Genomic DNA, 21,179 nt, shown 5'->3' on the forward strand with positions numbered 1-21,179 from the left:
ATTTCCGAAGAAATAGATCAGAAGAAACAGGATAATCTGAATGAAGGTTGTACCACCAAATCCAAAAGCATTAGCTGCCTTATATCGTTGGCTCGATATCAATTTATTTGCACTAGGACGTGAAATGCGGCTTTCGTATTTACCTCCATTAATGGTTTACGTTGCTGCTGGTATTTCTAGTTTGACTGGAATCGTTGGCACATTTTACGTTAAAGAACGGCTAGGACTTTCTGCTGAATTTCTGGCAGCGTTGGCATTCTGGATGGCATTGCCATGGGCACTTAAAATGCCGATTGGCCATCTTGTAGACTTGATATGGCGTTGGAAGAGCCTGTTAGTCTATCTGGGAGCGAGTTTGATCATGGTAAGTCTGCTCATCATGATCGGATTGCTTGGATATACCGATACCATGCGAAATGTTGCATCAATAGAAAGCTGGTATGTAGCAGCAGCCTTACTTGCTCCGATTGGTTATGTTTTCCAAGATGTAGTAGCCGATGCAATGACGGTAGAAGCTGTTCCACGTGTAGATGCGAATGGGAAACCATTGTCTTTAGAAAAGCGCAAACAAATGCATGTCACGATGCAAACTCTTGGCCGAGTAGCCATTATTGGCGGTAGTGTCCTTGTTTCCGTTGCTAATGTTATTTTGATGCGCGATGTAGGTACCATGCCAGAAGAAGGTAAAACGGCTGCATATTTATTGGTTTATAAACTCGCCTTGGTGATTCCATTTATCTCAGTTTGTGGGGTGTTTTTTGCTAGCTGGTTGCGGCGGCAAAATATGAGACGTTTTGTATCACAGGGATTGAACCGCAGAGAAGCTGAGGCATTGTTGACTATCCATACCGAAGTACCGCAGGTTAATTGGTGGATATTGGGTGGTGGTGCAGCATTTACAATTGTATCTTTAAGTATCGGACTCGGTGGTTATTCTGCTGCCGAGGAAATTGTATTTTGTTTATCAATGGCCATCATTCTTTTTCTGATCTGGCGTCTTTCCAGTGAGCTTGATGCAGAAGCACGCAATCAGTTGGTAGGTACAGCCATTCTGATATTTATATTCCGTGCACTACCTAACCCAGGAGCAGGCATTACCTGGTGGATGATCGACCAGCTAGGTTTCGATCAACAATTTCTTGCCACCTTGTCATTGATAGGTGCTGTCTTAACGTTGGTGGGAATGTTTATATTTCGCCGTTTTATGGCAGAACGCTCTATGGCTTATATTATAGGTGTACTTACTATCGCCAGCACCTTGTTGTCTTTCCCAATCATTGGTATGTACTTTGGTTTGCACGTGTGGACAGCAGCGCAAACAGGAGGAATAGTAGACGCACGTTTTATCGCCATAATAGATACGGCAATCGAATCCCCACTGGGCCAGATTGCGATGATTCCTATGCTGGCATGGATTGCTAACTCAGCGCCAGATAAACTTAAAGCAACTTTTTTTGCTGTTATGGCATCGTTTACTAATCTTGCTTTATCAGCTTCTCAATTGGGCACCAAATATATCAACCAGATTTTTGTTGTTACACGCGAAGTGAAAGATCCTGTAACCAGCGAAATCTCTGTACCAGCTGATTATAGTGAACTGGGTATGCTATTGATCACAGTGACTATTATTGGCTTTATTCTACCTTTTCTGGCTATTATCCTCATTAGACAAACACGTTTCCGTAGCGCATGAGAGCTGGCTTTACCTTGATCTATCTAAAATTTTCTCAATAAGATTGAGAAAATGCCGATATATTTAATGCTTTATAAGCAATAAAGGCTTGTCAAAAGCAAAACAACACTTTTTCTAATTTTGGGAGTGATTATGGTAAGGTTAAAACAACTGATAATTATCTTTTTTATATTGAGTAGTGATGTTTATGCAGCAGTAGATATTAATACTGCTTCACAAGCCGAGCTCGAAGCGCTGAAGGGAATTGGTCCAGCCAAGGCAAAAGCCATTGTTGAATATCGAAATGAGCATGGCCTGTTTAGTTCGGTTGATGATTTGGAAAAAGTGAATGGTATTGGAGCGGGCACTCTTCAGCAAATACGCAATGATCTGACAGTGGAGAAGGGAGAAAAAATAGCAGTTGAACAGAAAAAAGAGTCCAATCCATAAGTTAGCGAAGTAATACATACCCTCAGAAATACATTTCAGTTTCTGGGGGTATTTTTTTTGCTATTCTGATTCTTTGGGCATTTATCTTTAATGACATATGCGATAATTAATCCTCTAGCAAAAATTGCATTGTCTATGTTCAAAACAATTGAGAATTTTGTTGGTAGCACACCCTTAGTAGAACTTAAACGGATCCCTGGAGAAACCAGTAATACCATTCTGGCTAAGCTTGAGGGAAATAACCCAGCTGGGTCAGTGAAAGATCGGCCAGCGCTTTCTATGATTAAGCATGCGCAAAAGCGAGGTGATATCAAACCAGGTGATACTTTAATTGAAGCTACGAGTGGCAATACCGGTATTGCCTTGGCAATGGCGGCGGCCATGATGGGTTATCGGATGATTCTTGTTATGCCGGAAAATTTGAGTATAGAACGTCGGCAAGCAATGAGTGCGTTTGGCGCTGAAATTATATTAACCCCTAAGGAAGGAGGTATGGAAAAGGCACGTGATATTGCTGAGAAAATGTGTGAAGAAGGTAGCGGGTTTATTCTTGATCAGTTTGCTAACCCTGATAATCCGTTAGCTCATTATGAGGGTACCGCTCCGGAAATCTGGCGTGATACGGATGAAAAAATAACTCATTTTGTAAGTAGCATGGGCACCACAGGCACCATCATGGGATGCGCTCGATATTTTTCAGAAAAGAAATCAGCTATTGAAATTATTGGAGTGCAACCAGAAGAAGGATCGCAGATTCCGGGTATTCGTAAGTGGCCAGAAAATTACTTGCCGAAAATATATGATCCTAAACGGGTGAACCGCATCATACTGGTTTCTCAGCATGAAGCTGAGGCTATGACTCGGCGTTTGGCGCGCGAAGAGGGAATTTTTGCGGGGATCTCATCAGGTGGGGCACTAGCTGCAGCGCTTAAAGTTTCTGCGGAGCTAGATAATGCAGTGATTGTTTTTATTGTATGCGACCGTGGCGATCGCTATTTATCTACCAGCATTTTTAAATAAAAAACTAGGTTTGACAGATGCAGTATTAAACAAAAAGATGGTTATTTTTGTCCACCCTTTTTGATTTATGGAGATACAGTCACTAGTTAATCTCTTTTCACCTGAGAGAGCTGGTAGTAATTGCAGCAAGCTGATAAATAAATTATAAATACTCTGGTAAATACCCAATGTTGCCATTACATAATGAGTCTCACCACCATTTACGATACGACTGACATCAAACAAGATAAACACTGAGCCTGAGAAAAGCAATACTGCAGCAGCAGAGATTGCCCGCGATACAGCGGGCATAGCAAAGGATAAATTAGCCCGTGAAGCGAGAACCAACAAGATTATCCCAACCAATAAGAAATTACGCAAAAAGCCAAAATCTTTACGGGTTACAGTAGCAATTCCTGTCAGAGTAAAAAAAGATAACCCCCGGTTCCAGCTACTGCTGTACCAATCAATTGCGTGTCATTGCTAAAATTTAATGCATATTAAAGCAACGGTCCTAACTACCAGCCAGCCACAAAGGTAAATGCGAAAAGTAGCAATATGCCCCAGGTGCTATTACGGGTAGCGCTTACTGCAAACATTAAACCTATCATGACGGCCAACATGACCAGAGAACTTATGAGCGGTGATTGAGCAAGAAAAGAGAAATTTGTTCTGTTCCGATTGCCGGATCGATGACGGTTAGAATCATTGTTAAGCCGAGCATCCAATAAGTATTCGCAATACCTTATTACGAATAATGCTTATATCTCCTGTTTGAGCAGTAGAAGCTATGTATCGCGCATATTAGATTACATAACTATCCTTTTACCTTTTTTTGAAAAAACAGTACTCGACTATCCACATTTATTAAAAGTTGCGAATAGTTACCAATGCATTTTATTCAAGCGCATCTACTAAATAAATTATCGGAGATATTACTGGTGTAATATTACAGAATTATTTACTCGAAAAGATTGATAATGCCATCCAGTCCCACAAAATTAATGGAATAAGTTGATTTCTCTTGTAAAACGGGTTTTGCGTGGTATGCAATGCCAATGCCTGCAGATTCTAGCATTTTTAGATCATTGGCCCCATCGCCAACAGCAATAACTTGTTCCTTGTTCAGACGTAGCTCATCTCGGATACGCCTTAACAATTCAGCTTTTCCCTCGGCGCCAATAATATTACCAAGCACCTGGCCAGTTAATTTTTTATCCTTGATTTCCAATGTATTTGCAAAGGCATAATCTAATCCAAGCTCTGTTTTGATTCTATCAGTGAAAAAGGTAAAACCTCCTGAGATTACCATGGTCTTGAGGCCTACTGCTTGCATGCGCTGTAGCAGTTTTTTTGCGCCAGGGTTTAATCTAACTTTTTCATCATAAACTTTTTGCAGCGCTTCTTGCGGTAATCCTTCTAGAAGTGCTGTACGCCGAATCAGGCTTTCAGCGAAGTCAATTTCGCCTCGCATGGTGCTCTGCGTAATTTCTGCAACTTGAGGCTTGACATTGTACATGCCAGCCATTTCGTCAATCGATTCAATGGCAATAAGTGTTGAATCCATATCCATTGCAATTAACCCAAAATTAGTTAACTTTGTTCCGCTCGGAATAAAAGCAAAATCGAGTTTTAATTCAGCGCAGTATTCAGGAATATCGGGATGAGGATTCGCGTTTGCCAAGCGGAATGCTTGCCCGGTAACACGCTCAATTTGGTTAGCTTGCGCGAGTTTTGCAAGTGCTCGCAGGTCGCTGTTTTCAATTTCTAGTCCTTGGATGATGAGGTTCATGGTGTATCCGAATCATTATTAATTATTGATAGTGATGTAATAAAGCAAGCGCAAAGCAAGGTACTCCAGATGTGATTCCATTTCTAAATCAAAACTGACTTTGTCGGCTTCACCTTGCCGTATTTATTTATACTGTCTGCGGCTCGCCTTGGCGTCATTTTAGATTTAGAAATGGAATAGTGGAGTACCTTGCTTTGCGCTTGCTTTTAATTCGAAATTAACTTTAAGGTAGAGATTTTACTCCAGTTATCCCCTGTTGCTTATTTTGACTTTATACATAAAGTACAGCGATAATCCATGCAAATTTATTTATAAAGTTCTTTCATCTTAAAATAATTAACAAGGAGTAGAAAGTGGATTTTACAATCAAACTCTGCGCGCCAGAAAAACAGCGCGGAGCCTGTATCGTGGTGGGTGTATTTGAATCACGCAAATTGACCGAGCCTGCCAAAAGTTTGGATGATGCTTCCAAAGGCTTCATCAGCAATATCTTACGCCAAGGTGATATGGAGGGTAAGGCTAATACAACTTTACTGTTACACAACATTCCTGGCATTCCAAGTAAGCGCGTGATGTTGGTTGGATTAGGTAAAGAGAAAGAGTTCAATGATAAGGTGTATCAACAAGCAGTTTTAACCACATTCAAAGCGTTATCTCAAACATCCGCTCCAGATGCTACCTTCTTCTTGGCGGATATTCCATTAAAGCAACGGGATATTGCGTGGAAAATTACCCAGACAGTGATTCTGGTGGCGGAAAGTACTTATCGTTTTGATCGCCTTAAAAGTAAGCCAGAAAAAGAGCAGCCTGCTCTTAGTAAAATTACGATAAGCGTGAATGATCAAGCATCGCTTCAAGCTGGAGAGAAAGCATTACAGCAGGGTCTTGCAATTGCGCGGGGCATAAAGGTAGCTAAGGATCTCGGAAATCTTGCGCCCAATATCTGTACCCCGACATATCTTGCTGAGCAAGCTACCGATATGGCTAAAGCCTATGATCTTAAGGTTTCTGTATTAGGACAGAAAGAGATGGAAAAAGCGGGTATGGGCGCATTGCTTGCTGTTGCACGTGGAAGCCATCAGCCTGCCAAATTAATCGTATTAGAGTACCGCGGCTTGGCAAAAATGGAAAAACCTATTGTGCTAGTCGGTAAAGGCGTCACTTTTGATACGGGTGGTATCTCATTAAAGCCTGCAGCTGAGATGGATGAGATGAAATTCGATATGAGTGGCGCAGGCAGTGTATTGGGCACATTAACAGCGGTAGCAGAAATGAAGCTCCCTCTCAATATTGTTGGTATTATTCCTGCGACTGAGAATATGCCTGGTGGCAATGCAAGCAAACCAGGGGATGTGGTGACAAGCATGTCTGGCCAAACAATTGAAATTCTAAATACTGATGCTGAGGGGCGGCTGATTTTATGCGATGCGCTGACCTATGCTGAACGGTATAAACCTGATGCCGTAATTGATATCGCAACCCTAACTGGAGCTTGCGTCATTGCACTGGGACATATAGCATCTGGTTTAATGAGTAACAATGATCAATTGGCCCAGGAATTATTACAAGCTTCCGAATTAGCGTCGGATCGTGTTTGGCGGCTGCCGCTGTGGGATGATTATCAGGAGTTGCTGAAAAGCAACTTCGCAGATATGGCAAACATTGGTGGACGCTCAGCAGGAACAATTTCAGCTGCCTGCTTTTTGTCACGCTTTACAGCAAAATATCCTTGGGCACATCTGGATATTGCCGGTACGGCCTGGAAAAATGGTAAGGAAAAGGGTTCTACTGGTCGTCCGGTACCGCTTTTGGCACAATTTTTAATTTCGCGTGCGAAAGCATAAAAATAAGCATTTAAACGATGCCACAAATTGATTTTTATTCGGGTGCATCCGACAAATTATTGATTGCATGCCGATTAAGTGAAAAAGTGATTCAACAGGCGACCAAAATAATGGTTTATATACCAGATTCGTCACTTCTGAATCAATTCGATAAATTGCTCTGGACATTCTCTCCCATCAGCTTTATTCCGCATTGCCACGGTGATGACAAAATGGCCAACGTTACGCCGGTGATATTAATTAGTAATAGCGAGGAAATTCAGCAGATCGGGTCGTATGAGGTATTGCTTAACCTGCATGATGAAGTACCTCCAGTTTATGATCGCTTTCAAAGAGTCATCGAAATCGTTGAAAATGTACCCGAGGACAAGTTGGTTGCTCGTAAACGTTATCGTTTCTATCAGGAGCAAGGGCTCAGTGTACACCACCATAAACTTGATCAGAATCAGCATTGATCGATACCAGAACGATTCTTTCTTTTTCGTTTCACGAGGGGGCTGATTATTCTGCGATATCTGTCAAGGTTGATGAAGAGGCATGACTGAATAAACTGGATACAGAGAGCCATAGCGATATCGAAAGGTATCTTCTGCAATGTTTTATCCTAACAAAGTTGTCTTAAGCTTCCAATTTTTATTGGGCTGCTGGAAGTTAATCGGAAAAAACGGCATTGAGAAACCAAGAGATTCTAAGGCTGATTGAAAAAAGCTTGCTTGCTTTGGCTCTTTAATTAATAACGATTTCTCGGTATGTTGCATGCATCATCAGGAAAATTCTTGGGTTTATAACCAAAGAATGCGCAACTAGTGTGCTACGAGGATAGGAAACTGTCCGTAACTATACAAATGATGGAGGAAGGCCCTCCGGAATCACCTTACAGGAGGAGGTTTCAGACCACCTTAAGGGGCTCTTGTCAAAAGCCTGGGTCGTGAGCGTTAAGGAAAAGGCACTTTTAAAAGTGTCAGGTGAGGATTAAGAAGATGAACAATAAGTGTACCCTTGCAAGCATCGAAACGTCTGTAAGTGTAGTCAAAATCAGGAGCTTAATTATCTCCTGAGATAAGTCCAAAGGATACCTGTTTACTGTTTGGATGGCTGCCGGTGTAGAGAGGGCATGAGCTTAATCTGGGCGTTTGTATGCAACGTAGGAACCTTGTACGTGATGTTAAGAGAAAATCTTATAAGCGAAACCCGCGAAGGGGGAAAGTATCGATGCATTTATGAGGGGCGGATCATCCCGTATGAGCGTTGAAATTTCTGTAATGGAAATGGAGTGAAGGGGATGTGTTGGCTCAGGCTAAGTATTTGCCAACCCAGCTCGGGGAAGAGCGTATGCTTTGCCTGTAGTATTTAGCATTGACAGGCGCTGTATGAATCGAGAGGTTCACGTACGGAGTCTGTGAGGAGCTGGAGGTGAAACTCCTTCGGCTTACTCGCGCGGATTGAAGCTTTAGTGGCAAACAAGTCATTGCTTTCTACCTGTTCGGTGTGATGGACAAGTATAGAGTGATCAAAGGTATTTATGAGTATGCGGATCATCTTTTACGCGCTTGGTTTGCGCGACTTCCGAGTAATGTGGCTTATATTCAGCGCCTGAATCGGGTAGCCGATGTGTTTGAGCCCTTATCCTTATTAGCACTGATTCAGCAGGAAGATGAAGCTAGGAAGCCAGGACAAGCCTGGCTGATCGATTTATTGCCGGCAGTCCGGTCAGAGACAAGGCCATCGGTTTAACGCGTGTGTAGCGAAACAGTTGACGGATTTAGGTTATTCCATTTCTAAAGCAAAAATGACTTTGTCGGCTTCACCTTGCCATATTATTTATACTGTCTGCGGCTCGCTTTCGCTTCATTTTTGATTTAGAAATGGAATTACTGCTCAACAAGGAAGCTGTTCTATCATGTGGTATTCAGGTTCCTATCATGGGACGCCACCAGCCAGGTTCATTGCCGATCCCTGCGTACATCGGTGTCATCGGCGTGAGTGACCATGATGGTAAAATATTTGATCAGATTCGATCACAATTGCACGGCAACAAAAACTATATCGCGATAGAGCTTATCAACCCCCTGGTTGCCGAAGACGTCAGACAAGCCCGACATCTGATCGTTTTGACACCGGTTAAAAAACAAAAAAGGCAATTCTATCCGAAACCACAGGATCAATGGCTGACTGCAGCGGTTCACTAGCAGGCTGTTGAAAAGCTATCTGCATTGCCTCTGCGATAATAAAAACAGATTCAAAATGAAAAACAAGTTCAAAATATTCGTTTATCAGCTATAAACACCGCTTTTTTACTGTTTTTACCTATCATTATCATCGACTACTTCCGTTTCCAGTACGTTATTATTTAACAGCTTGCTAGAATCCGATAAGTTTTATTTCTTATTCCATTTCTAAAGCAAAAATGACGTGAAGGCGAGCCGCAGACAGTATAAATAATACAGCAAGGTGAAGCCGAAAAAGTCATTTTTGCTTTAGAAATGGAATAATAATTAATGACCTTGCTACCTGCGATGGTACCTTCCGATATAATGGCGAATTTTCTGTTTTTGCTAATTTAATAATTTAATTTCCATGGAACTTGCAAAAAGTTTTGATCCGAAAGTCATAGAAGCTCACTGGTATTCAATATGGGAGTCATCAGGTTATTTCAAGCCATCAAATAAGGAAGGAGCTGCTGCTTACTGCATCATGTTGCCACCTCCCAATGTAACGGGCACCCTGCATATGGGGCACGCGTTTCAGCACACTTTGATGGATGCATTGATTCGATATCATCGTATGATGGGTGATAACACACTATGGCAGCCTGGGACAGATCATGCAGGTATTGCGACACAAATAGTCGTTGAGCGTCAATTAGATCAAGAAAATATTAATCGGCGAGAACTCGGACGTGAGGCGTTTCTCGAGCGTGTTTGGCAATGGAAAGAGGAATCAGGTTCAACTATTACGCGTCAGATGCGGCGGATGGGTACTTCTTGCGATTGGTCGCGTGAGCGTTTTACCATGGACGAAAAGCTTTCTCAAGCAGTGACAGAGGTATTTGTACGGTTATATCGAGAAGGATTGATTTATCGTGGCAAGCGTCTAGTTAACTGGGATCCTGTCCTGCAAACTGCAGTGTCTGATTTGGAAGTCATATCGACAGAAGAAACAGGTTCACTTTGGCATATTTATTATCCATTCGAAGAGGATTGCGGTACTGGATTGCAGGAGAGTGGCTTAATTGTTGCGACAACACGGCCAGAGACGATGCTAGGAGACATGGCAGTGGCTGTTCATCCAGAGGATGAACGCTATCGTCATTTGGTTGGGCGGCATCTCCGATTACCCTTGTCTGAGCGTACGATTCCTATTATTGCTGATGAATATGTCGATCCGACTTTTGGTACGGGCTGCGTGAAAATCACACCCGCGCATGATTTTAATGATTATCAAGTCGGCTTACGTCATAAGCTGGTTCCACTTAATATTTTTACCTCCAACGGAAAAATTAATGATTTTGCGCCGGTCGAATATCAAGGATTGGACCGTTTTGAGGCGCGAAAGAAGATTATTAGTGATCTGAAAGCACAAGAATTGCTGGTCGAAACGCGACCACACAAGCTGATGGTGCCGCGAGGAGATCGTACGCAAACTATTATTGAGCCGATGCTAACTGATCAGTGGTATGTGACGATGGAAGGGATGGCCAAACCTGGTCTGGAAGTGGTAGCCAATGGTGAGGTCAGATTTACACCGGAGAACTGGACGCATGTTTATAACCAGTGGTTGGAAAATATACAGGATTGGTGTATTTCGCGCCAATTGTGGTGGGGCCACCGGATTCCTGCCTGGTATGATGAGGATGGCAATGTAACGGTTGCGCATAATCTTGAGGAAGCACAGCGGTTATCAGGTAAAGAAAATCTTAGGCAAGATGAAGATGTGCTTGACACCTGGTTTTCTTCCGCATTATGGCCATTTTCAACACTTGGATGGCCACAGGAAATAGCCGAGCTCAAGACCTTTTTACCGACCTCGGTGCTGGTAACAGGCTTTGACATCATTTTCTTCTGGGTGGCACGCATGATCATGATGTCACTGCATTTCACTGGGAAAGTGCCATTTCGTGAAGTTTACGTGACTGGATTAATCCGCGATTCGGAAGGCCAGAAAATGAGTAAATCCAAGGGAAATGTATTGGATCCACTTGATCTGATCGATGGTATTTTGCTGCCCGAAATGATCAAAAAGCGCACTACAGGCTTAATGAATCCTAAACAGGCCGAATCAATCGAGAGAAATACACGTAAGCAATTCCCGCAGGGAATACCTGCATTTGGTACCGATGCCCTGCGTTTTACTTTCGCCAGTTTAGCTTCACATGGACGGGATATTAAATTTGATCTGCAGCGATGCGAAGGCTATCGAAATTTTTGTAACAAACTGTGGAATGCTACTCGGTTTGTCCTCATGAATTGTGAGGAGAAAGACGTCGGTTTGGATGAAACGTTGCCTTTGGCATTTTCTCACGCTGATAAATGGATTATCGGTCGACTGCAACTAGCCGAGCAGGGCGTGAGGCAAGCTTTTAATGATTATCGCTTTGATATTGCCGCACGCGAACTCTATGAATTTATCTGGGATGAATACTGCGATTGGTATGTAGAGCTTGCTAAGGTTCAGTTAAGCTCAAGAGAAGGTATTGAACAGCGTACTACACGTCGCGTGCTAGTGCGCGTACTTGAAGCGGCTCTCCGGCTGGCGCATCCTGTGATCCCCTTTATTACTGAAGAATTGTGGCAAAGAATTGCACCTCTGGCTGATAAAAAAGGTAAGAGCATCATGCATCAATCTTATCCACTAGCCGATTTCACGCATATTGACAAAGAAGCCGATAGACGCATTGCGCTACTCAAAGAGATTGTAAATGCATGCCGAGCATTACGTGGAGAAATGAAATTGTCGCCAGCAGAGAGAATCCCCTTGTTAATTGAAGGCAATCAATCCGCCTTGGCAGGTTTTTCTAGTTATTTAGTAGCACTGGCTAAGTTATCTGATGTGGAAATTATGCCAGATGGTTTGCCTGATGCAGATGCGCCTGTTGCTGTTGTCGGTGAATTTCGATTGATGCTTAAAATTAAAATAGATGTATCAGCAGAGCGCGTGCGACTTCAAAAAGAAATTCTTCGTCTGGAAGGGGAGATCAATAAGGCAACAACAAAGCTTGATAATCCGGATTTTGTGCAACGCGCACCAGAAAAAGTAGTTACACAGGAGAAAGAGCGTTTGGAAAATTTTAAGGCAATGTTGACTAAATTGATAGAGCAATTACAAAAATTAAGCTGATTTTTAAGTATGTATTTTTAAAAAACATTGCTTAGTGTGATTGATAGTGATGCTATAGTTGGCAACGGAAAATACTTTGTTGTTTTCTGATCGCCCAAATCTTATTATTTGCTTGCTGATACTCGAATCATTTTCGATATCGTAGGCGGTGTAAATAGAGCATAAGATATTTTTGTCACGAGTGAAGCTCTTCATTGATGCCAAGTGAGTAAAAAGGATAGGCAAAAAATGCAAAGACTGTGTAATGGGCGTAAGTAGTGAAGCATTAGATAATGCGCTTGTAGCTTAATACATAGTCCAGTTCCGTTTGGAAGGAATAAAAATACGGCTGGGTATAGGGATATTGACGATAATTCGTCTGAGTAATTCGTCTGAGTTTATTGAAAAAGTATTACAGCAGAAGGGGAGATAGATTTATTTTCTATTTCAATAATCTGCTATGGTACTTACTGGTTGAATTAACGTTTGTTTATTTTTCTTTAAGTAATTAGATTGCATTAATATCGCTTTTTTGGCAAGAGTATCAAGGGTAATAATAGATTTTCCAGTTTTTTTTGTGTTTTTTAACATGAGAGAGCACTTGCTTATATCTAATTTTTTCTTTGCGATGATATTAAATAAGATTTGAAAAAGCTATTATTGCAACGGTTAATTAGGGTCTTTTTTTGGTAAAAAAACATGCCACTTTTAAACTAAAAGTATAGTAAATAAAAAAATCACCACATTCAAAACAGGGGAATTTTTCTATAAAAATCATGATTTTCCCTTGTTAGCACAAATCTGACATGCTAGAATTCTTGCCAGTATTATTGGGTAATTTGGTAGGATTAAAAACTATCAGAGATCAATAGAAGTTTTAGCATGAAGTAATCTGTAGTCAGGTAGTTTGTGTAGCCATTTGATTCAAATGGTCGTGTTTTTTAAGTATGTAAATTAGTCTTAAATTTGTAATTTATGTGGGGGGAATATATGAGCAGTAAATCAGTAATGACCCTACTGGGGTCCGCAACACTTGCTTTATACTCAAGTATGGCGTTTTCGCTAGATGAGACCAGTAAGTATTTTCATCCGCAGCCACAATCTGTAATTGCACAAGAAACCTATGATCAGCATATATTGGCGCTATGGATTTGTTTGGCAATTTTTATTGTTGTTTTTGGTGTGATGTTTTACTCCATCCTGAAACACCGTAAATCAACTGGATATAAGGCTGCCAATTTTCATCATAGTACTGTTGTAGAGATTATCTGGACGGCTATTCCACTTCTGATTCTTATTGCTATGGCATTTCCGGCCACTAAAACTGTCGTTGCGATGAAAGATACTAGTGAGCCTGATATTACTATTAAGGCCACAGGTTATCAATGGATGTGGGGTTACGATTACCTTCAGGGAGAAGGGGAGGGGATCAGCTTCTTCAGTAAACTATCTACGCCAGTTGCTCAAGTGAAAGGCACAGAAGCTAAGGGAGAAAATTATTTGCTGGAAGTGGATAATAATGTTGTCGTGCCTGTGGGCAAAAAGATTCGGGTAATCACAACAGCTAATGATGTTCTTCACGCATGGTGGGTGCCTGCTTTCGGAGTCAAGCAAGATGCAATCCCAGGATTTATACGTGATACGTGGTTTACGGCAAATAAACCGGGTGTTTACCGCGGCCAGTGTGTTGAGCTATGTGGCAAGGATCATGGATATATGCCAATAGTGGTTGAGGTGATGGAGGCAGACAAGTACACGCAATGGGTTGCTGATAAGAAGAAAGCGTCAGCAGCAGTCGTTAACACGGCAGCAGTTGGGAATTAATATTTCAATCGCATGAGATGTAATTTCAGAAAACAAAGAAGTAAGTACTAAGGAGAATAATCATGGCAGTAGTTCAAGATGTTCATGGTCATCACGACCATCATCCCAGCGGCATAATGCGCTGGGTAACAACAACCAATCATAAAGATATTGGCACGATGTATCTGTGGTTCAGTTTTGCCATGTTCTTGGTTGGTGGTTTCCTGGCAATGGGAATTCGTGCAGAATTGTTCATGCCGGGTATACAAATTTTAGAGCCGGAGCTTTTTAATTCGTTCACCACACTGCATGGTTTAATCATGGTGTTTGGCGCGATTATGCCGGCATTCGTGGGATTAGCTAACTGGCAGGTACCTCTGATGATAGGTGCTCCCGATATGGCATTTGCGCGGATGAATAACTGGAGCTTCTGGTTGTTGCCGGTAGCAGGTATGTTATTGGTGTCCTCGTTCTTTGTGCCGGGTGGTGCTGCTGCAGGAGGCTGGACATTCTACCCACCGCTTTCTGCGCAAGGTGGCATGGGGGTCGACATGATGATTTTTGCTGTTCATATTCTGGGGGCTTCTTCAATTATGGGCGCAATTAACATTATCACTACCATTCTCAACATGCGCGCACCCGGTATGACGTTGATGAAAATGCCGATGTTTGTATGGACATGGTTGATTACTGCTTATCTATTAGTATTGGTAATGCCTGTTTTGGCCGGTACAGTAACTATGTTACTGACAGATCGTCATTTTGGTACGTCATTCTTTAATGCGGCAGGTGGGGGTGATCCTGTTCTTTTTCAGCACATCTTCTGGTTCTTTGGACATCCTGAAGTTTATATCATGATTCTGCCAGCATTCGGTATTGTGTCCGAAATCATTCCAACATTCTCCCGTAAACCATTGTTTGGTTATTCATCAATGGTGTATGCAACCGCATCAATTGCTATTTTATCTTGTATAGTATGGGCACACCATATGTTCACGGTTGGCATGCCAACGGTCGGTCAGTTGTTCTTCATGTATGCCACTATGCTGATTGCTGTACCTACCGGTGTGAAAGTTTTTAACTGGACTGCGACAATGTGGCGTGGATCGATGACTTTTGAAACGCCAATGTTATTTGCAATTGGGTTTATCTTCCTGTTTGTGATTGGTGGCTTCAGCGGCGTAATTTGTGCAATTGTGCCAATTGATATCCAAGTACAAGACACTTACTATGTCATTGCACATTTCCACTATGTGCTGGTATCGGGCGCGTTGTTCGCTATATTTGGGGCAGTATATTACTGGTTGCCGAAGTGGTGCGGACGTATGTACGATGTTAAATTGGCTAACATGCATTTCTGGTTATCCATGATTTTCTTTAATGTTGCTTTCTTCGTGCAGCATTTCCTTGGATTAGCCGGTATGCCACGCCGAATTCCGGATTACTCATTACAATTTGCTGATTTCAATATGATCTCCAGTATTGGCGCTTTTGGATTTGGATTGACACAGCTTTTCTTCCTTTATATTGTAATTAAATGTATCCGAGGTGGGGAAAAAGCTGCTGATAGACCATGGGAAGGTGGAAACACATTGGAATGGACGTTGCCTTCGCCAGCACCCTATCATACTTTTGAAACACCGCCAGTAATTAAATAAAGCGAAGCGTGTATGTCGCAAGATAATGATAGAGATCTAAAGCGTAAAAAACTGAGGACTGCTTTTCTGTTGCTTATCCTAATGGCTGTAATATATTTTGTAACGGTGCTAATAAAACAATGACACAAGGCGTAACTAAGATCAATTTGGAAATGTTGAAGAAGCTGCTGATTTTTTCAGTGATCATGTTTGGTTTTGGTTACGCGCTTGTTCCGATGTATGAAAAGTTTTGTGAAGTCACCGGAATAAATAATCTGTTACAACCGGATGTGGTAGATAAAAATATTAAAGTAGATATGACGCGCACAATTGCGATAGAGTTAGACGCAAATGTGCGCGGCTTGCCTTGGCAATTTAAACCGCTACAATCAAACGTAAAAATACATCCTGGAGAATCATTAGAAGTGATGTATGAAATTAGTAATGTCTCGGATCAAGAAATTAGTGGACAGGCAATACCAAGTTACAGTCCACGTTTCTTGGAAAAATACATGAAGAAATTTGAATGCTTCTGCTTCACTAAACAGGTGCTTAAGCCTGGTGAAACAAGGCAAATGCCTGTGAAGTTTGTCATTGATCCTCAAATACCTGTTGATGTCAATACAGTCACTATTTCCTACACTTTTTTTGCATTACAACCAGGTAAATAGAAAATGTATGATCAAATAAGAAACTTGTAAGTTAATTAACAGTGGATTGGATTAATGAATAATACAGAACAACCAGCTGAGAAAGCATCAGCAATGCAAGTAGCAAAAGCAGTATTCTGGTCATTTCTAGGTATACGTAAGAAAGACGATCTCGATCGAGATGCAAAAATGATAAAACCACACCAGGTAGTAATTGGTGGGCTTATTGGTGGAGTAATTTTTGTATTGAGTATATTGACGTTGGTTAAAGTAGTAACGAGTTAATTTATTAGAAAATAAATCAGGAGGGTTGGTAATGAGTCAAGGAACTGGACACTACTATGTGCCGGCACCATCTAAATGGCCAATTGTAGGATCATCGGCACTATTCTTTTTAGGGTTTGGTGCAGCATTTACAATGAATAAAATACCCGCAGGCTATTACATGTTGGGTATAGGTTTTGCTATTCTCATCTATATGCTGTTTGGCTGGTTTGGTGATGTGGCGAGAGAAAGTGAAGCTGGTAAATATGGAAAAGTGGAAGATAAATCATTCCGCTGGGGGATGAGCTGGTTTATTTTCTCAGAGGTAATGTTCTTTGCAGCCTTTTTTGGTGCACTTTATTATATGAGGGTACTTACAGTTCCAGAATTAGCTGATGCAGAACATGATTTATTGTGGCCTAGTTTCACGGGTGGATGGCCAACTGCAGGGCCTGGTATTACTGAGAAATTTACCCCTATGGGTGCCTGGGGTTTGCCAGCCTTTAACACCTTTTTATTACTTTCTTCTGGAGTAACGGTGACGCTTGCTCACTGGGCACTTAAGGAGAATCGACGTCCCGCACTCAAAATGTGGCTGCTTGCAACCATAGTACTAGGCTTTACCTTCCTTGCCTGTCAGATCTATGAATATAGCCATGCATACGCTGATTTGAATCTTAAACTGACCAGCGGCGCATATGGTTCAACATTCTATATGTTGACTGGTTTTCATGGTTTCCATGTTACCTTAGGGGCCATTATGCTGACTGTCATCTATTTTAGATGTGCTGCAGGACACTTTAAACCTGAACATCATTTTGGGTTTGAAGGTGTTGCTTGGTATTGGCACTTTGTTGATGTGGTCTGGCTTGGATTGTTCATATTTGTTTACTTAGTATAAGCAAAATTTGAGTCATAGCTAGCTAGTTATATACCAGACTCTTGATTCCTTAGTTAAGAATGTCAAGAGTCTGGAAACAAAGCTGAGCCAACTAGTCTGAGATACAAGCCATGTGCATGTAACCATTCGAGGTAAGAGTGATAAATAAAAAATATGAATTATCAATTCAAACCACGATGGTGGGTAGTTTTATTAACCATAATTTTCATATTAATCTTTACGCGACTTGGCTTTTGGCAGCTCTCGAGAGCAAATGAGAAAGAGTTACGGCACGAAAAGATTGAGCAATATACGCAGGAAGCAGTTGTAACCTTACCTTCAACATCGATTAAATTAGAAGATTTTCAATATCGACAAGTTGAAGTGACAGGTAGGTTTATTGAGGATCATGCCATCTACCTCGATAATAAAATACATCAGGGGGTAGCCGGTTACGAGATTCTTGCACCTCTTAAAATTGCAAATAGCTCTCTGCATATTTTGGTGAATCGTGGCTGGATAGCCTCGAACAAAGATCGCACACAACTTCCTGTTGTTTTTTATCCACAGGAAGAAGTAAAAGTGACTGGGATGGTGACTTCGCCAACAATAAAAACGATGCAACTTTCGAGAGAAAAAGCAGCGGGTAAGCTTTGGATAAATTTAGATTTTGATCTTTATCAACAAACAACAGGGCTTGCACTACAACCAATTTTATTGTTGCAGCAGGATAATCAAATTGATGATGGATTGATACGTCAATGGGTACGGCCTGATTCAGGTGCCTCAAAGAATATCGGATACGCAGTTCAATGGTTTCTGTTAGCTGTGACAACATGTATTATATTTTTAGTATTAAATGTCAAACGAAATAGCTCGAAAAAATAAAATTAAATTCCTTCTGTTAGCGTTAGTGATGCTGTCTCCGGTCATTGCATCATATTTCTTTCACGTTCTAGAAATTCGCCCAGAAGGTACGGTCAATTACGGTGAGTTGCTGGAAGTAAAACCATTAAAAGGTCAGGCACTTAATATCGAGAATAATACTATTTTCCGTGCACGAGATATGCACGGAAAATGGTCATTAATTACTATCGATTCTGGACAATGTAATGAGTATTGTCAAAAGAAGCTTTATCAAATGAGGCAAGTTCGTCTAGTTCAGAATACAGAAAAAGATCGGATTGAAAGAATCTGGTTAATTGATGATCATTATGTTCCTGATCAAGATATTAAGAATGAATATGAGGGTACGGTACTTCTAAGTGCAAAAGATAGTGAGTTGCTAAATGAATTTCCTGCTGCACTGTCGCAGCACGATCATATTTATGTGGTCGATCCAATGGGAAATTTAATGATGAGATTCCCAAAGGATGCTGATCCTTCGAAAATTTCGAAAGATGTAAAGCATCTATTGAAGCTTTCTCATTTCGAACACTGAGTTTGTTATCCATATATTTTGGTGCGTGGCAGTGTTAACAAGAGTATGTAGTAAGTAATTTAAAGAATAGATCAAACATGATTGTTTAGGAGGTGTATGTAATGAGTGCTAGTTTAGTATGGCGACAAACAACATCAAGAATAAATCAATTTTACCGGCTTACAAAACCTCGGGTAGTCTCACTAATAGTTTTTACAGCAGTAATAGGTATGTTTTTAGCTGTTCCTGGCGCGGTACCAATCGATATTCTATTTTTTGGAACGCTCGGTATCGCTTTAGTCGCTGGGGCAGCTGCTGCATTAAATTGCCTGGTAGAACAAAAGTTTGATGCTGTGATGGCGCGAACTCGTGGACGCCCTCTCCCACAGGGCAAAGTCAGCGTTCCAGAAACATTATTTTTCCTAGGATTGATAGGTGGCTCAGGATTATTCATACTTCATCAATGGGTAAACCCTTTAACTATGTGGCTTACTCTGGGGACATTTGTCGGCTACGCAATTATTTATACATTAATACTTAAACCACTGACTCCTCAAAATATTGTGATAGGTGGAGCATCTGGCGCAATGCCACCTGTTCTTGGTTGGGCCGCAGTAACTGGTCAAATTTCTCCTGATGCGCTATTGTTGTTTTTAATCATTTTTGCTTGGACACCGCCCCATTTTTGGGCGTTAGCATTATACAGAAAGCATGAATATGCTCAGATCGGTATGCCTATGCTTCCTGTGACGCATGGCGATAACTTCACTCGTCTCCATGTTTTGTTGTATACGCTCATACTTTGTGTAGTTACGATACTTCCCTATATTTCCCAAATGAGCGGATTAATTTATTTGGCAGGGGCATTAGTATTGGATGCCATTTTTCTGTACTACGCTTTGCAAATTTATCTCAAATATAGTGATCAGCTTGCACGTACTACATTCAGATATTCGATTATTTATCTAGCTTTGTTATTTGTCGTTTTACTTGTGGACCATTATTATCATTTCTAAGTTAGAATTGATATATCGTTTCTAACGAAGATAAAACCCCCATCCTAAAGACGGGGGTTTTTTATTCAAGGAAATAATTTGCCAGGATTAAGAATATCGTTGGGATCAAATAGCTGCTTGATCCTTTTCATCAAGGTCAACGTGGTAGAATCAATTTCTTTGGGAATATAAGCACGTTTCTCACTGCCAATACCATGTTCACCAGAAAGCGTTCCATTAAGCCTGATGACGAGATCAAAAATTTCATTTAAGCATCTTTCGGCACGGTAGTTTTCATCTATATCGTCTGGATCAATGAGTAAGTTAACGTGAATATTGCCATTACCAGCATGACCAAAATTTACATTAACAATGCGATACTGGGTTGCAAGTTGGGTTAATTCATCTAAAAACTGAGGTAGCGTATTAACGGGTACGACTACATCTTCATTAATTTTCTTTGGTGCAATATCACGCAATAGAGGCGATAAAGCTTTTCTAGCTTTCCACAAGCTTTCAGAATTAATGACTTGTTCAGCCTGCAACAGGCCAGAATTGCGGCAAACAGATAAGATGCCGTTGATGGTTTCAGAAATTTCATTTTGCGATCCATCTACTTCGATCATGAGCATTGCTTGGCAATTGGTTGGCAGTAAATCAGGAAAACGTGCCCGGATAAGGCTTAACGAGCCTGCATCCAGAAATTCAAGCGCACTGGGCCCTCTGGGTATCCCCATAATCGCCACGATGGCAGCTGCACAACTGATAGCATCACAATAATAGGCAACCAGACCTCCTTGTTTCTCGGGTAAAGGAGTCAGCTTAAGAGTAGCTTCTGTAATAACAGCTAAGGTTCCTTCAGAACCGATGAGTAGTCTCGTTAGATCATACCCAACGACCCCCTTGGTTGTATAACAGCCTGTCTTAATTACTTCACCGGCACCAGTTACTCCTTTTAGCCCCAAAACGTGATCACGAGTTGTACCATATTTCACAGCATGAGGGCCACCAGCACTGGTGGCAAGGTTTCCACCGATGGTTGAAAAAGCTGCACTTGAAGGGTCAGGAGGCCAGAAAAAACCGTATGGCTTAACTGCATTCTGTATCTCTTGATTCAATACGCCAGGTTCTGCGACAACAACTCGATTTGCTGGATCAACACGAATAATGCGCACCATTCGTTCTAAGGATAGCGCAATCCCACCTTTCTCTGGGAGGCTACCACCTGCTGTGCCTGTCCCTCGCCCACGAGGTGTCAGAGGGATTTTATTCGTATTACAAAGCGAAACGATAGCCACTACCTCTTCAGTGGTAAGTGGAAAAACTACGGCTTCTGGTGGGAAAATTTTTCTACTATTATCGTAGGCGTAGGTATAACATTCTACGGGATCGGTATAAATTCGATCGGCGGGGAGTAACTCAGACAGCTGATTGATAAATTCTAATGGCAACATCTA

Annotated in this window: 19 protein-coding genes; 16 read left to right on the forward strand and 3 right to left on the reverse strand. The window is 41.4% G+C overall.

Going from position 1 to position 21,179, the window contains the following annotated elements:
* Positions 1-40 precede the first annotated feature (40 nt).
* The 3 genes from BM122_RS09345 (at position 41) to cysM (ending at position 3,142) form a co-directional block, all read left to right on the forward strand.
* Positions 41-1,693, forward strand: coding sequence for an MFS transporter (locus tag BM122_RS09345; RefSeq protein WP_074905318.1), 1,653 nt, complete (start codon positions 41-43; stop codon positions 1,691-1,693).
* Between the two features lie 132 nt (positions 1,694-1,825).
* On the forward strand, positions 1,826-2,122 hold the full coding sequence (locus tag BM122_RS09350; protein ID WP_074905319.1) for a ComEA family DNA-binding protein: 297 nt from the start codon (positions 1,826-1,828) through the stop codon (positions 2,120-2,122).
* A gap of 135 nt (positions 2,123-2,257) precedes the next feature.
* Positions 2,258-3,142 (forward strand): cysteine synthase CysM, encoded by an 885-nt coding sequence (gene cysM, locus BM122_RS09355; RefSeq protein WP_074905320.1) that lies wholly within the window; start codon positions 2,258-2,260, stop codon positions 3,140-3,142.
* Here cysM and BM122_RS25965 read toward each other — a convergent pair.
* Complete coding sequence (locus tag BM122_RS25965; protein ID WP_371264908.1) at positions 3,119-3,502, reverse strand: Bax inhibitor-1 family protein; 384 nt, start codon at positions 3,500-3,502, stop codon at positions 3,119-3,121. The genes cysM and BM122_RS25965 overlap by 24 nt on opposite strands.
* Before the next feature lie 580 nt (positions 3,503-4,082).
* Positions 4,083-4,913, reverse strand: coding sequence for a phosphoserine phosphatase SerB (serB, locus tag BM122_RS09365; protein ID WP_074905321.1), 831 nt, complete (start codon positions 4,911-4,913; stop codon positions 4,083-4,085).
* 353 nt (positions 4,914-5,266) lie between these two features.
* On the opposite strand from serB, the gene BM122_RS09370 reads away from it, so the two are divergent.
* The 13 genes from BM122_RS09370 to cyoE all read left to right on the forward strand — a co-directional run bounded on the left by BM122_RS09370 (position 5,267) and on the right by cyoE (position 19,743).
* Entirely contained in the window at positions 5,267-6,757 is a 1,491-nt protein-coding gene (locus BM122_RS09370; RefSeq protein WP_074905322.1) for a leucyl aminopeptidase, read from the forward strand.
* A gap of 17 nt (positions 6,758-6,774) precedes the next feature.
* Entirely contained in the window at positions 6,775-7,212 is a 438-nt protein-coding gene (locus BM122_RS09375) for a DNA polymerase III subunit chi (protein ID WP_074905323.1), read from the forward strand.
* A gap of 1,036 nt (positions 7,213-8,248) precedes the next feature.
* Positions 8,249-8,491, forward strand: coding sequence for a hypothetical protein (locus BM122_RS09380; RefSeq protein ID WP_074905324.1), 243 nt, complete (start codon positions 8,249-8,251; stop codon positions 8,489-8,491).
* A 188-nt stretch (positions 8,492-8,679) separates the two neighbouring features.
* A complete protein-coding gene (locus BM122_RS09385) occupies positions 8,680-8,946 on the forward strand; it encodes a hypothetical protein (protein ID WP_143083382.1) in 267 nt (88 codons plus the stop codon).
* A 388-nt stretch (positions 8,947-9,334) separates the two neighbouring features.
* Entirely contained in the window at positions 9,335-12,094 is a 2,760-nt protein-coding gene (locus tag BM122_RS09390) for a valine--tRNA ligase (RefSeq protein ID WP_074905326.1), read from the forward strand.
* A gap of 969 nt (positions 12,095-13,063) precedes the next feature.
* Positions 13,064-13,897 carry a cytochrome c oxidase subunit II gene (coxB, locus tag BM122_RS09395; RefSeq protein WP_074905327.1) on the forward strand — a complete coding sequence of 278 codons (834 nt, stop codon included), beginning with the start codon at positions 13,064-13,066 and terminating at the stop codon, positions 13,895-13,897.
* Between the two features lie 62 nt (positions 13,898-13,959).
* On the forward strand, positions 13,960-15,534 hold the full coding sequence (ctaD, locus tag BM122_RS09400) for a cytochrome c oxidase subunit I (protein WP_074905328.1): 1,575 nt from the start codon (positions 13,960-13,962) through the stop codon (positions 15,532-15,534).
* A 119-nt stretch (positions 15,535-15,653) separates the two neighbouring features.
* Entirely contained in the window at positions 15,654-16,184 is a 531-nt protein-coding gene (locus BM122_RS09405) for a cytochrome c oxidase assembly protein (RefSeq protein WP_074905329.1), read from the forward strand.
* A gap of 54 nt (positions 16,185-16,238) precedes the next feature.
* Entirely contained in the window at positions 16,239-16,448 is a 210-nt protein-coding gene (locus BM122_RS09410; protein ID WP_074905330.1) for a DUF2970 domain-containing protein, read from the forward strand.
* Between the two features lie 31 nt (positions 16,449-16,479).
* Complete coding sequence (locus BM122_RS09415) at positions 16,480-17,328, forward strand: cytochrome c oxidase subunit 3 (RefSeq protein ID WP_074905331.1); 849 nt, start codon at positions 16,480-16,482, stop codon at positions 17,326-17,328.
* 153 nt (positions 17,329-17,481) lie between these two features.
* Positions 17,482-18,195 carry an SURF1 family protein gene (locus tag BM122_RS09420; RefSeq protein ID WP_074905332.1) on the forward strand — a complete coding sequence of 238 codons (714 nt, stop codon included), beginning with the start codon at positions 17,482-17,484 and terminating at the stop codon, positions 18,193-18,195.
* Complete coding sequence (locus BM122_RS09425; RefSeq protein WP_074905333.1) at positions 18,167-18,748, forward strand: SCO family protein; 582 nt, start codon at positions 18,167-18,169, stop codon at positions 18,746-18,748. The genes BM122_RS09420 and BM122_RS09425 overlap by 29 nt, the downstream gene beginning before the upstream one ends.
* Positions 18,749-18,849: 101 nt before the next feature.
* Positions 18,850-19,743 carry a heme o synthase gene (gene cyoE, locus BM122_RS09430; protein WP_074905334.1) on the forward strand — a complete coding sequence of 298 codons (894 nt, stop codon included), beginning with the start codon at positions 18,850-18,852 and terminating at the stop codon, positions 19,741-19,743.
* Between the two features lie 65 nt (positions 19,744-19,808).
* Here the strand turns inward: cyoE and BM122_RS09435 are convergent, their stop codons facing one another.
* Positions 19,809-21,176: an FAD-binding oxidoreductase gene (locus BM122_RS09435; RefSeq protein ID WP_074905335.1), complete on the reverse strand. Its 1,368-nt coding sequence runs from the start codon at positions 21,174-21,176 to the stop codon at positions 19,809-19,811.
* Between the last annotated feature and the right edge of the window lie 3 nt (positions 21,177-21,179).

It is taken from the genome of Nitrosomonas communis, assembly GCF_900114745.1.
GTDB classification, from domain to species: Bacteria; Pseudomonadota; Gammaproteobacteria; order Burkholderiales; family Nitrosomonadaceae; genus Nitrosomonas; species Nitrosomonas communis_A.

Bases quoted from the DNA above. Each gene is read 5' to 3' on its own strand.
- BM122_RS09350 (WP_074905319.1), top strand. From the start codon at position 1,826: ATGGTAAGGTTAAAACAACTGATAATTATCTTTTTTATATTGAGTAGT.
- serB (WP_074905321.1), bottom strand. From the start codon at position 4,913: ATGAACCTCATCATCCAAGGACTAGAAATTGAAAACAGCGACCTGCGA.
- BM122_RS09390 (WP_074905326.1), top strand. From the start codon at position 9,335: ATGGAACTTGCAAAAAGTTTTGATCCGAAAGTCATAGAAGCTCACTGG.
- ctaD (WP_074905328.1), top strand. From the start codon at position 13,960: ATGGCAGTAGTTCAAGATGTTCATGGTCATCACGACCATCATCCCAGC.
- BM122_RS09435 (WP_074905335.1), bottom strand. From the start codon at position 21,176: ATGTTGCCATTAGAATTTATCAATCAGCTGTCTGAGTTACTCCCCGCC.
- BM122_RS09405 (WP_074905329.1), top strand. From the start codon at position 15,654: ATGACACAAGGCGTAACTAAGATCAATTTGGAAATGTTGAAGAAGCTG.
- BM122_RS09425 (WP_074905333.1), top strand. From the start codon at position 18,167: ATGTCAAACGAAATAGCTCGAAAAAATAAAATTAAATTCCTTCTGTTA.
- BM122_RS09375 (WP_074905323.1), top strand. From the start codon at position 6,775: ATGCCACAAATTGATTTTTATTCGGGTGCATCCGACAAATTATTGATT.
- BM122_RS09345 (WP_074905318.1), top strand. From the start codon at position 41: ATGAAGGTTGTACCACCAAATCCAAAAGCATTAGCTGCCTTATATCGT.
- coxB (WP_074905327.1), top strand. From the start codon at position 13,064: ATGAGCAGTAAATCAGTAATGACCCTACTGGGGTCCGCAACACTTGCT.
- cyoE (WP_074905334.1), top strand. From the start codon at position 18,850: ATGAGTGCTAGTTTAGTATGGCGACAAACAACATCAAGAATAAATCAA.
- BM122_RS09415 (WP_074905331.1), top strand. From the start codon at position 16,480: ATGAGTCAAGGAACTGGACACTACTATGTGCCGGCACCATCTAAATGG.
- cysM (WP_074905320.1), top strand. From the start codon at position 2,258: ATGTTCAAAACAATTGAGAATTTTGTTGGTAGCACACCCTTAGTAGAA.
- BM122_RS09385 (WP_143083382.1), top strand. From the start codon at position 8,680: ATGGGACGCCACCAGCCAGGTTCATTGCCGATCCCTGCGTACATCGGT.
- BM122_RS09420 (WP_074905332.1), top strand. From the start codon at position 17,482: ATGAATTATCAATTCAAACCACGATGGTGGGTAGTTTTATTAACCATA.
- BM122_RS09410 (WP_074905330.1), top strand. From the start codon at position 16,239: ATGAATAATACAGAACAACCAGCTGAGAAAGCATCAGCAATGCAAGTA.
- BM122_RS09380 (WP_074905324.1), top strand. From the start codon at position 8,249: ATGGACAAGTATAGAGTGATCAAAGGTATTTATGAGTATGCGGATCAT.